12 protein-coding genes are annotated in these 15,334 nt (G+C 68.0%); 3 read left to right on the top strand and 9 right to left on the bottom strand.

Going from position 1 to position 15,334, the window contains the following annotated elements:
- Positions 1 to 14: 14 nt before the first annotated feature.
- The 8 genes from csb2 to OV090_RS41005 all read right to left on the bottom strand — a co-directional run bounded on the left by csb2 (position 15) and on the right by OV090_RS41005 (position 12,093).
- Positions 15 to 1,496, bottom strand: a complete 1,482-nt coding sequence (gene csb2, locus OV090_RS41040; RefSeq protein WP_267710329.1) for a type I-U CRISPR-associated protein Csb2 — start codon at positions 1,494 to 1,496, stop codon at positions 15 to 17.
- A complete protein-coding gene (cas7u, locus tag OV090_RS41035) occupies positions 1,493 to 2,500 on the bottom strand; it encodes a type I-U CRISPR-associated RAMP protein Csb1/Cas7u (RefSeq protein WP_267710328.1) in 1,008 nt (335 codons plus the stop codon). Before cas7u ends, csb2 begins: the two co-directional genes overlap by 4 nt.
- Positions 2,497 to 4,626, bottom strand: a complete 2,130-nt coding sequence (gene csx17, locus OV090_RS41030) for a type I-U CRISPR-associated protein Csx17 (RefSeq protein WP_267710327.1) — start codon at positions 4,624 to 4,626, stop codon at positions 2,497 to 2,499. The genes cas7u and csx17 overlap by 4 nt, the downstream gene beginning before the upstream one ends.
- A complete protein-coding gene (gene cas3, locus OV090_RS41025) occupies positions 4,619 to 7,009 on the bottom strand; it encodes a CRISPR-associated helicase Cas3' (protein ID WP_267710326.1) in 2,391 nt (796 codons plus the stop codon). The genes csx17 and cas3 overlap by 8 nt, the downstream gene beginning before the upstream one ends.
- A gap of 397 nt (positions 7,010 to 7,406) precedes the next feature.
- On the bottom strand, positions 7,407 to 8,540 hold the full coding sequence (locus OV090_RS41020; protein ID WP_267710325.1) for a nucleotidyltransferase: 1,134 nt from the start codon (positions 8,538 to 8,540) through the stop codon (positions 7,407 to 7,409).
- 32 nt (positions 8,541 to 8,572) lie between these two features.
- Positions 8,573 to 10,276, bottom strand: coding sequence for a ThiF family adenylyltransferase (locus tag OV090_RS41015; protein ID WP_267710324.1), 1,704 nt, complete (start codon positions 10,274 to 10,276; stop codon positions 8,573 to 8,575).
- A 76-nt stretch (positions 10,277 to 10,352) separates the two neighbouring features.
- Positions 10,353 to 11,276: a nucleotidyltransferase gene (locus OV090_RS41010; RefSeq protein WP_267710323.1), complete on the bottom strand. Its 924-nt coding sequence runs from the start codon at positions 11,274 to 11,276 to the stop codon at positions 10,353 to 10,355.
- A gap of 61 nt (positions 11,277 to 11,337) precedes the next feature.
- Positions 11,338 to 12,093: a hypothetical protein gene (locus tag OV090_RS41005; RefSeq protein WP_267710322.1), complete on the bottom strand. Its 756-nt coding sequence runs from the start codon at positions 12,091 to 12,093 to the stop codon at positions 11,338 to 11,340.
- Positions 12,094 to 12,271: 178 nt separating this feature from the next.
- Here OV090_RS41005 and OV090_RS41000 point away from each other — a divergent pair, with 178 nt between their 5' ends.
- Positions 12,272 to 12,595, top strand: a complete 324-nt coding sequence (locus tag OV090_RS41000) for a transposase (RefSeq protein WP_267701425.1) — start codon at positions 12,272 to 12,274, stop codon at positions 12,593 to 12,595.
- Positions 12,596 to 12,678: 83 nt separating this feature from the next.
- Positions 12,679 to 13,557 carry a DDE-type integrase/transposase/recombinase gene (locus tag OV090_RS40995; protein ID WP_267710321.1) on the top strand — a complete coding sequence of 293 codons (879 nt, stop codon included), beginning with the start codon at positions 12,679 to 12,681 and terminating at the stop codon, positions 13,555 to 13,557.
- Positions 13,558 to 13,619: 62 nt separating this feature from the next.
- On the opposite strand, the gene OV090_RS40990 is transcribed toward OV090_RS40995, so the two are convergent.
- On the bottom strand, positions 13,620 to 14,171 hold the full coding sequence (locus OV090_RS40990) for a hypothetical protein (protein ID WP_267712120.1): 552 nt from the start codon (positions 14,169 to 14,171) through the stop codon (positions 13,620 to 13,622).
- 192 nt (positions 14,172 to 14,363) lie between these two features.
- Here OV090_RS40990 and OV090_RS40985 point away from each other — a divergent pair, with 192 nt between their 5' ends.
- Positions 14,364 to 15,329, top strand: coding sequence for a nucleotidyltransferase (locus OV090_RS40985; protein WP_267710320.1), 966 nt, complete (start codon positions 14,364 to 14,366; stop codon positions 15,327 to 15,329).
- Positions 15,330 to 15,334: the final 5 nt, after the last annotated feature.

The raw sequence follows: 15,334 nt of genomic DNA, 5'->3' as shown, positions 1-15,334 counted from the left end.
TCGCCGGCGCTCGATCAAAAATTTTTGTCGACGACCGGGCGAAAGACGCCGAGACCGAAGTGGGCGCCGTAGCCGAGAGCGATCGGGCCGGCGATCGGTGCGGTGAAGCGGAAGCGGGCGCCGTGGGCTGCAGCGCCGCCAGGCACGGGGGCGCCGCGACGGCGGGCGTTGCGAAAGTGGTGCAGACCTCGGCGCCGGGCCTCCTCCGGGGAGAACATCTCGACGGTGAGTGGCTCCTCGCCGAGGACCTCACGGCAGAGCCAGCGGAGCTGTTGCTCGGGCGTGTCGCGGAGTTCGCCGCGGCGCAGCTTCGGGCAGCGGGGCGGGATGAACGGGGTGAGGGTCTCCCAGGTGTCGCTGCGGCCGAAGAGGGCGGGCAATCGTTCAAGTCGATCGCGCTGGCCGAGGGCGACGAGGGTGGGATAGGTCGGGTGGCTGCCGAGCCCGTGGAGCTCGCGCAGCGACTGCAGGGCGCGTACGGCCGCTGGATCGAAGCCGCCGGGGGCGTAGACGGTGACGTGATCGATGAACCCGCGGGCGTCGGCTTCGGGCAAGAAGTAGGCGTGACGGTGGCCGGTGAGCGGGGCCGCGTCGTCACCGTGACCGATCAGCGAGGGAGCATCGCCCGGGGCGAGGTTCCCGAGCTTGCTCAGCAGCGCGGCACGCAGCTTCTCGGCGACCCAGAGGGTCTTCTCGACGCGGAGATGGACAGCGCTGTCGAGGACGAAGCGGGCGATATCCGGGGCGGGTGTGGCGAGGGTGGCCGGGCGATGGGCGGTGCGGCGCGAGGACAGGGGGTCGACGTCAAAGGTGTAGTCGACCCAGCGCGCGCCGGGAGGGCGCGACCAGCCGTCCTTGAAGAGCGCGTCGGTGTCCTGATGGAGCGCCTCCCAGACGTCGGTCGGCAGCGACAAGCGCTTGCGTTGCTTGGGATCGAGCGCGGCGAGGTAGCCGTCGCGCCAGGCGCGGTACTCGTCGGCAGGTCGTGGCGCGAGCAGACGAGCGCGGTGTTCGGACGGCTCGTCGGCGGCTGGCCGGGCGATCACGTCGCTCGTCGAAGGGGGGTCGCAGAGCCGCGCGTGGGACCAGCTCTCGGCCCGGCCCAGGTAAGGGATGGCCGCGAGAATGGCAGCGAGGAGCTCGCGCTCGGGCGCGTCGAGGTGTACCTCCGGCCAAGTGACGACGAGCTCCGCCGGGCGTTCGAAGGCGTAGAAGGCGTCGAAGACCTTGGTGGTCTTGTCGTCGGCGAGCGGCATGTAGTGCCGGAGGTGGCTCGCGGCGGCGCGGGGGAGGTGATAGTGCGGAAGGCCCGCGAATCGCAGGAGGAGCGCGCGCACGCGATCGGCGGGGAGGGCTTCGCGGAGAGCGGCCGAGAGCATGGCCCGCAGGAGCCGCCACGGGGACGGCGGCCACTCGACCGTGCCCTCGTTGACGTGGTGATCCCAGCCGGTGGCGTGATAGCGGCCGGCGAGGAGTTCGAAGGCGACGGCGATCACTTGCCCTTGCCCTTCTTCTTCGCGCCTTCGGCGGCCTCGGGCTTGGCCTTCCCGGGCTCCTGATAATGGGCGACGGTGATCGCAGGAGTGGCGAAGAGGCCGGCCCTGGCTACGGCGGCGATCAGCTCGGGCAGCACCTCGGCGACAACGCCGAGGCCGGGGAGGTCGTAGCCGTCGAGGCGGGTGACACGGACGGTCGTCGCCTCGAAGTCGCAGGCGGTGCGCAGGCGCAGGCCCTCGCCGAGGAAGCGGCGGATCTTGAAGACGGCGAGGCCGAACAGGAGCCGCTCGAGGTCGGCGCCGAGGCGGTAGCTGCGGAGCTGCGCGAGGTCGAGGTTGAAGTAGGCGGTGATCGAGCCGGCGGTGTACTCGTCGCGGTGATAGGGCACGTTGCCGAAGCCGGCGTCGGCGCCGGCGCCCGAGGCGTCCTTGCCGGCGTGGACACGGTCGTTCTTGACGCCCCCGCCGCTGACGACCCGGACGTCGCGGGCCTCGATGAAGCCGCTGAGCGCCCGCGCGAGGCGGAGGGCATTGGTGCTTTTTTCGGGAATAAAAATTCCGTGCAAGAGACAGCTCGGATCGTACTTGCAGAGAGTGCCGACAAACGATTGACGTTTGATAGGTTGGTCGCCAGATTTACCGATCTCGGAGCGAATGGATTCGAAGATGTCGCTGTTCTTGATGTATACCGAGTTGAGGCGGTGGGCCTCGAGCAGGCTGTTGGTGAGGGCTTTGCCGTCGCGGACGACCTTGACGTACGGCAGGCCGCGCAGGGGGGCGACGAGATCGTCCTCGGCATCGTCCCACACCGCGGACTCGAGGCGATTGGCGACGGACTGCGCGGACTCGACGAGGAGCATCTCGGTGCCGCGCTCGTCCGGGAGGCGATAGGTGGCGGCGCCGAGATCGGGGAAGCCGGTGGGCTGGAAGCGCGTGCCCTGGATGGGCCGCAGGTCGGCTTCGAGGAGCAGGCGCGGGGCGGAGGGGAGGTCGAGGCGGGTCATGGGGTGGGCTCAAGCGGGGAGAGGTCGAGGTTGCGGACGTGACGGGGGACGAGGAGCGAGAGCAGCTCGGGGAGCGCGCGGTGAGACAGCGGGAAGGCGAGGGCGGCGGCGACTCGCGTCGGCGCGGCGGCGATGAATTCGCTGGCCGGGACGGCGACGCCGTAGCCGCGGAGGCGCCGGCGGGCGAGCTCGACGGCGCGCGCGAGATCGCCGGCGCACGCGCGGGTCAGTAGGCCTGGGGTGCGCCGCGGGGCCTGTCCCGGAGGACACCAGCGGAGCGCGAGGGCCAGGAGGGCGAAGCTCGACGGCGGGGGCGTTCGCAGGCCAGGCGGCGCGCGGTGGGGGATGCTGTCCCAGTCGAGGAGCGAGAGCCCGCGCGCGAGCGCCTCGAGGCGCGCGTCGTCGGTGCGGCCGTCGATGAAGGCGGCGAGGTCGCCGAGGGCGGCGAAGCGACGTGGGTGACGGGTGTCGTCGAGCCGGCCCATGGTGGCGTCGCTGCGCGCGTCGTCGCCACGCGCGGTCCCGCCGTCTTCGATCTCCTGGCGTAAGAGACAGGCATGGAGGTTGCGGACCAGATCGGCGTCGGTCCAGACGACGCGAGCGGCGTCCGCGTCGGTCCAGGCTCCGCCGCGCACCGGGACCAGCCGCGCGCGTAGGCCAGCGCCGGCGAGCGCGGCGGCCAGGCGGAAGTCGAGGGAGCCGTCGTCGGCTCGCTCGATCCACAGCGCGGGCAGGCGAGGGACCGGCCGCGCTTCGGCGTGCTGGCGCGCGCGGGCGAGGGAGGCCTCGACGTCACCGAGGGCGATCAGCACGGCCTGCACGTCGGAGGGCGCAGCGCTGCGGCACAGGTCGAGGAGCGCGGCCTCGAGGCGGTGCGAGGCCCGGCGCAGCGACGCGGGGGCGCCCTTGGCGGTGGCTCGGCGGCGGAGGTGCGAGAGCCAGGCGTCGAGCGGCGTGAGCAGATCGACGTGCTCGCTCGGGCGAACGGGGACGCGCCAGCGGCCGAGCGGCGTGGCGAGGTAGGAGAGCCCGTTACGGACGTGGAAGCCGTAGCGGACGAAGCTGTCGATGCCGCGGGCGACGCCGAGGTTGGTGACGGCGCGGGCGAAGTCGACGCCGGTGACGGCAGGGCGGCTCGAGAGGCTGCCAGCCCGCCTCAGGTCGACCTTGGCGCGACCCTCGGAGAACAGGGCTCGTAGCTCGACGAGGCCGGCGGGGTGCTGCCACAGCGGGAGCCAGAGTTCGTCGCGCGTGTCAGCCTCGTCCGTCATGGAAGCGGAGCCGTAGCCGACGCTGCTGGCGCGGACGGTGAACGGGAACGTGAGCGCGTCGGGCCCCGCCGACTCGAGCTTGCGCGTGGCCGCGGCTGCGAACAGCACGGCGCCCTCGAGCATGAGGATGTAGTCCCAGGGGTTGACCAGCGAGTCGCGGTCGAAGCCCGGGCTGGCGTTGGCGCCGCCGGCCTGGGCGGGGGCGAACTGGCCGATGGCCTTGTCGCGCAAAAGGCCGTGGGTCGGCTCGCCGAAGAGGGCCGCCCGCAGCGGCGCGGGGAAGGGTACGGTCGCGGCGAGGAGCAGCTCGGCGAGCCGCTGCATGTGATTGTTGGAGAACTCGAGTCGGCCGTCGTTGCCCCCGGTGCCGAGGAGCGGCGGGAAGTCGAGGCCCGCGTCGGTCAGGACCAGCGCCGCGTCCAGCCAGTCGAGCGCGGGGTCGGGGAGCTCGCTGCGGAGATGCTCGACGAGGTCCTTCTTGGCGTCCTTGTCGGGCTTCTGCTGCAGGCCGAGCCGATCGAGCACACGCCGTACGGCGACGAGGGTGTCGCGGTAGGGGCCGAACCGGGCGGCGGTCGAGGTCGAGAGCGCCTCGATCCCGGACTGTTGATCGCTCGGGTAGAACCCGCTGCCGCCGTTCCAGGGTCCGACGAAGGGCGTGGGCACGTATCGCTGCAGGAAGAACTCGACCAGCGCGTCGGCGGGCAGCGCGGTGCTCAGGACGAAGGCGTCGCCGCGCCAGCAGCCGCGGGCGTTCGGATCGGCCTGCTCGGCGACGAGGCGAAGGACGCCCAGCGCCTTGAGGTAGTGGGCGAGCGGTTCGGGGCGGCAGCCGTCGAGGTACAGCTCAGGCATCCGCGGACTCCTCGGGCAGATGGCGCATGGTGCCGCGGGCGTCAGCCACGCGAATCAAAGTCTCGTAGAAGGCGAGGCGAAACGGACCGAGGCGGTCGCGCAGCGCCAGCACGCGCGATTGCCAGCTCGGCTTATCGCCGTGGGCGCCGAGCTCCATCGCGTCGAGCCGCAACGTGACGGGTGAGGCCCGGACGCCGTCGCCCAGGTCGGCGCCAGGCATCGGCTCGCCGTCCCAGACGCCGCGGGCGAACCGCCGGCCGGGATCTGCGGGAGGCTGTTCGTTGGGACATGGCCGGATCGACAGGCGAACCTTGCCGTGGTGAGCGGCGACGAGGTAGGCGCCGAGGTCGTCGTCGGGGTGATGGACGAGGTACGAGAGGGCGCTCGCCAGCTCGTGCCGGAACCCGCGCCGCTCGCAGCGGGCGCCCCGGAGCTGGTCGCTCTTGGCCCACGGCCCGGCGGCGTGGCGGAGATCCCCGGCGGGGAGGTTGGCGAGGAGCATGCGCTGGAAGACAGGGTGAACCTTGCCGAGGTCGTGCCAGCGAGCGGCCCGCTCGAGCAGCTCCCACGGGTGATCGCCCCCGATCGTGACGGCGAGCGCCCGCAGCTCCTCGGCGACGTCCTGGGCGTGGCGCGACAGCAGGACGTAGTCACTGCAGCCCGCGGTCCAGCGATCGGCGGCGTCATGATCTTCGGGGTGGCCGGACGAGGGGCGCAGGTCGTTCGCGTGATGCGACGGGTCGCCCGTCCAGCCCAGCGCGGGGTCGTAACCGCCGATGTGGAGCGGCAGGAGCAGGGTCATCCCGGGGACCGGGCGCTCCTCCAGGTGCCAGGCGCCGTCTTCGCTGGAAAAGCGGAAGGCGGCGGGGCGCCCGGCCTTCTTCATGAAGTCGCGGAGCGCGACGACACCGACGCGCACCAGCTCGCGCTCGTGGGGCGCGGGGGAGTCGGCGGGGGGCGGCGCGCCGTCGTGGTCTCCGGGCCATGTGCGAAAGGCCAGCTGGACGTCGACGTCGTCGCTGTCGCGCACGAAGCGGGCGATGTCGAGGTCGTGTCCGGCGAGATCGGGCTGGGTGTCGAAGAGCTCGAGGAGGTCGCGGCGGCGCAGCGCCGGCGGCGTCGGGGCGGCGACGTCGTGCGGGAGTCCGGACAACGCCTCGGGGCCGACGTCGGCGAGGGCGGCCAGGCGGGCACGAGCGTGGTTCAGCGCGTCCCTGGTATAGGGCGCCGCGAGCTCGTCGGGGACGTCTATCCAGCGGACCTCGGCGCCCTCGTACTCGCCGGCGCGGTTGCACCGGCCGAAGCGCTGGACGAGCGAGGACCAGCTCGCAAGCTCGGTGAAGAGGAGCCTGGCGTCGAGATCGACCCCGGCCTCGATGGCCTGCGTGGCGACGAGGATGCCCGTCCATGGCCGGTCGTCCGCGGGGTGCAGGACGGGAGCCTGGTGCGCCGCTCGATCGGCGGGCCGGAAGCGGCTGTGGATCAGCGCCACGCGCCCCGAGCCCCGCCGGCGCAGCGCCTCGAACAGCGCCTGAGCGCGCGCGACACGATTGACGACGACGAGGGTGAGCGTCCCGTCCTGATGCGCGGCGAGCACCTCGGCGGCGAGCGCCTGAGTCCCGGGGTCCTTCTTCGTGACGCGGATGTCGCTGCGAACGAGCCGCTTGTGGGCGCGGAGGCGCCGCGCGAGGCCCGGGGCGCGCCGATCGGCGTCGCCGAGCCCCAGCGTGGTGAGTGGTCGCTCGCGCAGATCGACGGTGGCGAGGCTGCCCTCCGCGAGCGTTGCGCTCATCCACAAGGTGCGCGCGTTCAGGGCGGTGCCGAGGCGCTCGCGCAGCCCCTGGAGCTGCGCGGTGGTGGTGAGCCCCACGCCCATGAGCTGCACCTCGTCGATGACCCACAGGCAGTCGTTGTGCAGCAGGGCGAAGTGCCACGGCCAGCGGTAGCGGCTCATGGCATAGCCGCGCGCCAGGGCGCGCGAGAGGAGCTGATCCTGGGTGCCGACAAGGACGACGTCGCGATCCGGGTGGAGGTCCCAGCGGTGCTCCACGGCGCCGCCCATGAGGCGGAAGACGTGCTCGCGCGCTGGGAGCCCGGCCCGCTCGAGCCAGGCGCAGGCGTTCTGCCAGGTCTGATCGACGAGCGTGCGCATGGGCTGGCAGAAGACGAGTCGTCGCGGGGTGCGGAGCCGCGTGCCCTCGTCGGCAAAGCGCCGCCGCCACAGCCAGCCGAGCACGGCGGTCGCGGTCTTCCCGGCGCCGGTGGGGACGGACAGGATGTCCGGCAACTCCGGCGCGAGAGCGAAGGCCTCCTGATATGGATAGGGCGGTCGCCCCGTGATGGACTGAAACCAGGAAGTGAAGGTCGCTCGAGACTGAACCACGCGAGCTCCATGCAGGAGAGTTCTCCATGCAGTCGCGCGCTCCAGCGGATCCGATCATGCCCGCGGTTCTTCGATGAATGAGACTTTACGGCGTTATCCATCGTGATCGGGTCGCTGGCTGCTGCGACCAGTTCTCCACCTCGGTTCGAGCGACCACCGTGGACGCCGCCGGGGAGATCGGAGAGCGCCATGAACCCAGTCCGCCACATCATCCTCAACCTCCCGCGCACAGGACGGGCAGACCTACGAGCAGCTCGCCAAGCGCTTCCGCGTGGGTCGAGCGACCGTCGATCGAACGCTGCGTCGCGCGCGAGAGACGGGTTCGGTCGAGCCCAAGCCGCATGGAGACTGTTCTTGGAGGTCTCGCTGTGGAGCGCACGTGACCATTCGGAGTCATCTATCTGAATAGCCTGGGCTGACCAAACGCCTCGGAGAGACATTCCGCCGAAATACGCATATTTCCACGATCTGCGAAATCCGCTGCCTTGTCAAGCTTGCGTAAGGTGCTGCGAGCCGCAGCGCCCAAACGATAGCCGTCCCGAGCATCCAGCAATTCTCCCAAATTGTTGTTCGGCATGGCTGGGTCCATAATAATACAGGAACGTCTGGCGCGGGGTGAGAAGCGAAAGAAGTGATCGATGTAAACAGGCGAGCGCATGTCGGTCGCGGCGATGAAGCGGAGCGCAGAGAGAAAAACTCCTGTATCGGTACGCTTGCAGTCGCGGTGCACGGCATGCATCCCGAGGACTTCGACGGCATACGAGTGAAGCCCAACATCGGTCTGTCGATTCCAGAACTTAAGAAGACGGATGCCACGTCGGAGATACCGGAATGGGGAGTCAAGGCGCTTGATAAGATCGATTTGCCGCTCCACTGAAGTTTCGACGAATTCGTCTGTCCCCCGCCGCGGAATGAGTGCTTCGCTCGCGTCGCCGTTCTCGACGAGCGCGGGGACGACATCTATCCCAACCGAATTCGGCTTTCTAAAGCGGATGCCGACCGAGTGTTTCTGCGAGCGGATGCTTACATGGCCCTCGCTGATCTCAAAATGCAACCGCTTCACGATTCGAGCGCGGAGGCGTCCGATGACGGTGCTGGGCAAAAGAGCCTCGCGGCGTGAGGTCCGCCAGTGTTCCTGCGACAGGTACACGTACAAGTCGACATCGCTAAGCGGCGCGATGGCCGTGCCCTTGCCAATGGAGCCGCCTATCCGCGTTCCAACCACTCCGAAGTCCCGGTCGTTCTCAAGGGAGCGAGCGTACCGTTCGGCTCGGTCGTTTGCGGCTGCGTACGTCGTGTCCGTTGTCGAAAGGCCGTCGAGCAGGTACTTGAGTGCGGGCTCGAGTGACCGGAGATCGTGAATCATGGCGGGGTACGAAGGTTTGTGCTGGAGCGCCTCGAACCAGGTCGAGTTGCCTGGAACTCTGCTCTCGCTAGGTGGCACTCGAATACCCGGAACAGTGGCCGCGGTGGGTTGGACATCGTAACCGGACAACCTCTCGAAGTGCAGTCGCGGCGAATAGAGCGTCATCGTCTTATCGAGTAGGCCAAGCCGCGGGAAGGCTATTCGGCGCCAGGAGTACGCATTTCTTCGCCCGTTTTCGTGAGCTCGAGCTTGAGTGCCGCAAGCGCCTCAGCATCCGCCGGAGTGATTGTCTCCGCCTGCGCTGCATCGCCGCAGGCCGGGCAATTCGGGTCCCGAGGGATCCGCTCGATTCGTAGCTGCTGTGGGTGATCGAAGACCCAACCGCCTCGATTGGTCCATAACAAGTGATCTCCGGACTGCTTCGTGAGCCCGAGACCAAGGTCCCACACGGTGCCCAACGTCTGCAGCGCGAACTTGGCAGTCAGGAGCGCGATCTGGGCGACGTCGATCCCGAGACCGGGCAATTCCGGGTGCAGGTAAGGCACTCGCTGGGGATCTTCCGGGAGCTCGAAGCGAGGGTGTAGCGCTGGCGACGCGCTCTGCGCGGCGCGAATGCACTCGTAGCAGGCGCTCTCGCCAGGGAGGACCCGAAAGATACGCCCGTGATCCGCAGCTCCGAGAACGGCGGCATACAGCGCCGGGGTCCGAGTGCGCAGCGCGAGGGCGTTGACCTGCAGTTCGACTGCGTCGGCCGCACAGGTAGTCACAAGCAGCGCAGGCTCGTCGCTCTCGAGCAGTGTCTCGAGCTCGGCGTGGGCCCCGAGCCACGGGAGGTCGCAAGTCAAAAATTTCCGAATCGTCTGAACCTCGGCATCGGGGTCGATCGCACGAATAGCGTCGGCGACGAGCTCAACCTTTGCCTTGCCGAGATCGGCGACGGTCCCAGTGTGGCGAGACAAGTTCTCCGGCGTGAGCACGTCGGGATCGATCAGAGTGAATCGGCGCACTCCGGTTCGAGCGAGGGCGAGGGCAATCGCACCGCCGAGCGAGCCGAGGCCGATCATGACGATTCGAACCCTCGCCAGGGCGTCTCGTTGAGGAATGATGGCGTCCGCTCGCGCGTGGCGGAGCGCCTCCGGGGACGACACCAGCACTTGGCACACGAGGATCGTTCCGATCGCAGCACGTGGTCGGTGCACCAAGACAGCGTCGAGGGCCTCTGATTCTTCCCGAACGAGGACCGCGAGCGACGCATTCCGGAGCCGGTCGTGCAGCGCGGGCGGGATGCGTCCCCCGAGGAACTCGTCGAGAGCGGCGCTGCCGGCGAGAATCGTCGCCCACTCGGCGCCATCCATGGGGACGCGTAGCCAGAAGATGGAGTCCTCGTGCCGGAGCGCAGCACGCCAGCCGGGGCTGAGTTCAGGGTGCGGTCGGAGCGGCAGGGTCTCGCACTCCGCCCAATCCACAAAAAAATCCCCACGTCCTGAGTCCGGTCGACGCGCATGCAAGGTGCCGTAGCCGCGAGGCACGCGCAAGATCGCTGCCGCCGTCGCCTGAATAATCAGCCGCTCTCGGCCGATCCGGTGGAGCGTACGCCCTTCACCACGCGCACGATCGCGGCGGACGAGCGACGTGAATCGCTCGAGTGCTTCCACTGCCAGACGCTCAGGACTCCAGGCCTGCGGGTCATTTCCGTGCGGGAACAGGCAGATCGTCCCGTCAGGGAAACGGTTGTCTCGTCCACCGAAGGGGACGATGTTGCCGCGCTCGCCGTCGATCTCGCGCAGCTCTGGAGGGAGGGCGGGATAGCCGGGCGGCAGCGTCAGTCGAACCCAGCACGTCTCCCCGTCGATCGACAGCGCACCCTCGAGGGTGGGTGCGCCGATGTCGCACGGCAGCATGCGCATCCTCGGATATTGGTCGCGAAGCGCCCGCAGTTCCGCGAGAAGTCGTGTGTCCGAGAGGTGGCCCATCTGCTTATCCCCACCGGGTGCCCGAACCGTCGACGCCCGAGCTGCGGACGCTCGAGATGATGGCAGATGCCACCTGGGCGGCCGCCTTGCCACGCTCGGGCCACCGCTCGCCGAACAGTTCGAAGAGCTTGGCGTGCGCTTCGCCGGTGCGTCCGTCAGCGGCCATTCGACCGGCGTCGCGCGCGAGCGAGGTCATGTCGGACAGCCACTTCTGGGTCTTCAAGCAGCGCGACAGCTCAGGCTGGATATCCGGCCCGAGTCCCGCCGGATCGGGACACTTGTCGCAGATCGAGCCCTGGAGTCCAGCTAGCAGTTCGATAAGGCCGTCGAGATAGGAGCCCTCGGCGACGCTCTGCACATTCCAGGACAGCACCTCGAGGTGGAAGGAGCGCGCGAGCTTGCCGTGCTTGTGATTGGCGTGCTTGATGGCCTTCAACAACGGCTTCAGGCGCTTGTTTGCGGTCTCGTTGGCCGAAGTCGCCAGATCGGCGTGGATGCGAGGATCCGTGGCGATCCACTTGTTGGTATCACGGTCGGGGATCTGATAGGCGTCGCCATCGCCGAAGGCCGGCACGACGTCGTAGGCGATCTCCGTGCCGGTGAACGCGATGTTTACCGACCGCGATTGCACGACCGCCGTCTTCTTCGGGTAGGTTTTCTCCAAGACCGACTGGATGGTCTCGAGCACCGTGCTTGGCGCAGAACGCGGGTTGTGGGCCTTGCAGTCCTTGAGGACGAGGAACACGTCGATGTCGTGCAGGGGCCGAATCGCGGTCTTCCGCGCGTAGGATCCGGAGAGGAAGTTGTCCTCCACGTCGAGCTCCTTCTGTAGCGCCGAGCGAAGGTAAGTGTGCTGCACGCTCGCATCCGAGCGCTGCGTCTCGGTGAGTTCAAGACTGGAGAGAAATTCTTGAAAGGCCTGGGTCACGGTTCGCATGATCTGTCTCTTGCAAGGAATTAGTCGTCCGTCCTCGGTGGTCGATCGACCATCATGAGGAACTCCCAGCGATGACCTCGACGCACGGGACGTCGGGAGCGATGTACCAGCAGCGCAGGCGCCAGCCTTCGCGTACTTGTGTGGCGCCGCGATGCGCTCCGTAGAGCGCGCCGAGGACGGCGACCCCCCACATCCACTTGCGAGGCACAGACGTCGCGGCGCCGATGGCGAGGCCGACACCCGCGCCCATCAAACCCCAGCGGGCGGCGCTCAGGCCGATCACGCCGATATGATCGCGTAGCTCGGGAGGTGAGCTGGGATCCCACTCGATCCGAAGATCAAGCACCTCGACGGCTCGCTCGAGGATGCGCTTGAGGGTCCGGATCTCCTCGATGCCCGTGAAGACGACGTGTCGGCGTTGCCGGAGCTCCTCGATGAGGTTGTCCGTGTTCGACCGCGTCGTGCTCGGTTCGGAGACGGTCGGACTGGTCGGGAAGCGCGGGCCGAGCAGTATTCGCCACGCTGCGGCACTGGACTGCTCATCGTCGTCGTCCAGCGCACCGCGGGCCGCGACGGCCGCCGACGCGGCGAGCTGAACGAAGGTTGCGAAGTCGGCGGCGGGGACTCGTGCCAAGACGTCCTGATCGCGGACCCCGTGGCCCGCCAGTCGCGGCCTCTTGCCGTTGCGATAGCGGCGGGCGAGCTCCTCCAGCGTGCGCGCGATGCCCTCGGCGACGCTGTCGATGTCGTCGGGACAACACTCTTCGAGAAGGCGTTCCAGCGGGTAGCTCTTGGGGTGCTCCGGCATGCCGGGGGTGTGCAGTGCCCAGAATCGGAGCACCTTGACGACATTGATGTAATGACCTCCGGTGAGCCGGTTCTTCGCGCGCGTGCGCTCGAGCTGGGCGAGGGGATGGGTGTGTTTTGGCTCAGCTGGAATGGGACACGCCCCGGCCTGGTAGAAGGAGCCGGGGCAAGGACCGCCCATGAGCAAGAAGACACGTCGTCACCACACCCCTGACCAGAAAATCAACCTGCTGCGTCGACACCACCTCGAGAAGGTGCCGGTGTCGGAGGTCTGCGAGGGCGCCGAGCTGCAGCCGAGCGTCTTCTACGGCTGGCAGCGCCACCTGTTCGAGCACGGCGCCGCGGCGTTCGGGGAATCTCGCAAGCGCGTCGAGACTAGCCGGGAGCAGGAGCTGCTCGCGGAGAACGAGCGGCTCAGGGCTCGTCTGGCCCGCAAGGACGAGGTGATCGCCGAGGTGACCGAGGAGCTGGTCCGGACAAAAAAATCTGTTGGGGAGCCCTGACGGACCGCTGGGTTCCCCACGACGAGCGCGACCAGGTCGTCGACTTTGTGCACAGGCTGTCCGAAAAGACAGAGGTGCCGCTCGTGAAGTTCGTGGAGTGGCTGGGCATCGCCCGCGCCAAGTTCTACGAGTGGCGCCGGCGATACGGCAAGCTCAACGAGCACAATGGCAAGACCCCGCGCGACCACTGGATCGAGCCCTGGGAGCGTCAGGCGATCGTCGACTATTTCGACACGCACCCGCTCGAGGGCTATCGGCGGCTGACCTTCATGATGCTCGACGACGACGTCGTTGCCGTCAGCCCCGCGACCGCCTACCGCGTCCTGCGGGCGGCCGGCCGGCTCGATCGTCATCGACCGAAGCCGAGCAAGAAGGGCACCGGCTTCGTCCAGCCCCTCGGCCCGCACGTGCACTGGCACATCGACATCGCCGTCATCAGCATCGCCCGCGTCTACTACTACCTGTGCTCTGTCCTCGACGGCTACAGTCGATACGTCGTGCACTGGGAGTTCCTCGATCGCATGACCGAGGCCGACGTCGAGCTCATCCTCCAGCGCGCCCTCGAGGTCCACCCGGGCGCTCACCCGCGGGTCATCTCCGACAACGGCTCGCAGTTCATCGCCGGCGACTTCCGCCGCTTCATCGACCTCGCCGGCCTGACCCACGTCCGGACCTCGGTGAACTACCCCCAGGCCAACGGCAAGATCGAGCGGTACCACCGGACCCTCGACAAGAACACCATCCACGCCGTCACGCCCGACGGCGCCCACGCCACCATCGCCACCCGCATCGACCACTACAACAACCACCGCCTTCACAGCGCGATCGGCTACGTCAGCCCGCGCGACAAACTCCTCGGACGCGAGACCGAGATCTGGGCCGGCCGCGATCGCAAGCTCGAGGCAGCCCGAGAGCTCCGACGCAAGCGCCGAGAATTGGACCACCTCGGCATCGCCGCGTAACTTCTCTCGACCCTCCACTTCACCCTCAGCGTCTCCGTTCGTCAACCCACCCTCTGTCCCGTTCACGCTGAGCCAATACAGGTGCGCCGCCAGCTCTTCGCGCCGCGATCGGGGATCCACAGCGGCTGAAGCTTCCAGGCATTCTGCTCGCCGGCGCTGGGGAGGTCGTTGTCGTCGAGCGGCTCGGCGGCAGCCTCTGCGCGGAGGTAGGCGAGGTCGACCTGAGTCGGGGCCGATGCGACGACAAGGTCGAGCGAGATGTCTCCGTCGGACAGTCGAAATGAGCGCTCCTGCACGCGCCATGTGGGGCCGTGCCGCCGGATGAGCGGGCGTAACAGCTTGAGCACCGATTCGGGGTCGTGGCGCTCGGGATCCAGGTTGGTGACGAGCACGAGGTCGACGTCGGAGCCCGAGTGGTCGCCGAGCGCGCCGAGGGCAGTGGAGCGGCGGTAGCTGCCCTGGAGGAAGGTCGACACGAAGTACGGCTGTAGCTCCGGGCTGTGTCGGAGGTGTCGGCTCAATAGGAGATGCGCGGCGCGGAGCTTGCGGAGCTGAACCTGGCTGGGTCGGATCAGAGAGAGGAACGTGCGGAAGCGGCTGGGCAACGTGGACATGCTGGTGTGACGGCGAGCTCGGCCCTCAGAGTGATGGTCGACGTCACCGGTGGCGCCGATCAACCTGGCAGCCACAATTTTCGTGAGATAGCACGCGGTGCGATGGTCGATCGAAGCAAAGGCTCGAACGACACGCACGGCAATCACGACGCCGGGTGATCGAGAGGCTGCGCATGACGACTACTATTTGCGATGCAACCAACCAGCGCCTTCTCAGAGTTTCTCGAGCGCATCCGCCCGACCGAGGGTCAGCGCGCGGCTGCGACGGCGGGGCACCGAGCACTAAGAGAGCGCCTCCTCGCCGATAGCGATCTCAGGCATTGCATCGTCGGAATATTCTTACAAGGTAGCTTTCGCCGGGCGACGGCGATCCGGTCGAGAGACGGCCGGCGCGTCGACGTCGATGTCGTCGTGGTGACCGATATCGCTCCGCGCCGAACCTCGCCCAACGATGTACTGGGCCGGTTCAAGACGTTCTTGCGCCAATATTATCGAGACGTTTGGACTTCGCAGGGGCGCTCGCTCGGGATCGAGCTGGATGGGGTTCATCTCGAGCTGGTCGTGACCTCGGCGCCGTGTGAGATCGAGGTCCTGCGCGGTGAATGCGCCGGGCTTCCGCTGGACGAGGCGCCGCAACCGACGACCGCCGAGACGGCCGCCTGGACGCTGAGCCCTCTCCTCATCCCCAGCCGCGAGACGTCGCGCTGGGAACCAACGCACCCGCTAGCGCAGATCGCCTGGACGCGGCAGCGAAACGCGAGTTGCAACGGACACTTCGTCAACGTCGTCAAGGCGATCAAATGGTGGCACCGGAGGCATCGCTCGCTTCCGACGCACCCGAAGGGTTATCCGCTGGAGCGGCTCGTGGACGACTGCTGCCCGGATGGTATCAGATCGGTTGCGGAGGGGGTCGCAGGGACGTTCGAGGCGATACGCGACAAGTACGCCTGGCACGCGCGGACACGTCAGACCCCAGTCTTGCCCAATCACGGGGTCCCGAGCCAAAACGTGTTGGCTCGAGTCCCTGCCATCGATTTCGCGGCGTTCGTGAATCTCGCCGAGACCGGGGCTCACAAGGCTCGCAGAGCGATCGAGACCGAGGATGAGCGCGAGTCCAGGCAGCTCTGGCGCGAGCTCTTCGGTGAAGATTTCAAGTGACTCCA

Source organism: Nannocystis sp. RBIL2 (assembly GCF_026626745.1).
Lineage (GTDB): Bacteria > Myxococcota_A > Polyangia > Nannocystales > Nannocystaceae > Nannocystis.
The sequence above is the reverse complement of the archived record's forward strand: the minus strand, read 5'-3'. Positions and strand labels throughout refer to the sequence as shown.

Coding starts and splice junctions, on each gene's coding strand:
- cas7u (WP_267710328.1), bottom strand. CDS start 2,500: ATGACCCGCCTCGACCTCCCCTCCGCCCCGCGCCTGCTCCTCGAAGCC.
- csx17 (WP_267710327.1), bottom strand. CDS start 4,626: ATGCCTGAGCTGTACCTCGACGGCTGCCGCCCCGAACCGCTCGCCCAC.
- OV090_RS41020 (WP_267710325.1), bottom strand. CDS start 8,540: ATGACGCTCTATTCGCCGCGACTGCACTTCGAGAGGTTGTCCGGTTAC.
- OV090_RS41015 (WP_267710324.1), bottom strand. CDS start 10,276: ATGCTGCCGTGCGACATCGGCGCACCCACCCTCGAGGGTGCGCTGTCG.
- OV090_RS41005 (WP_267710322.1), bottom strand. CDS start 12,093: ATGCCGGAGCACCCCAAGAGCTACCCGCTGGAACGCCTTCTCGAAGAG.
- OV090_RS41000 (WP_267701425.1), top strand. CDS start 12,272: ATGAGCAAGAAGACACGTCGTCACCACACCCCTGACCAGAAAATCAAC.
- OV090_RS40990 (WP_267712120.1), bottom strand. CDS start 14,171: ATGTCCACGTTGCCCAGCCGCTTCCGCACGTTCCTCTCTCTGATCCGA.
- OV090_RS40985 (WP_267710320.1), top strand. CDS start 14,364: ATGCAACCAACCAGCGCCTTCTCAGAGTTTCTCGAGCGCATCCGCCCG.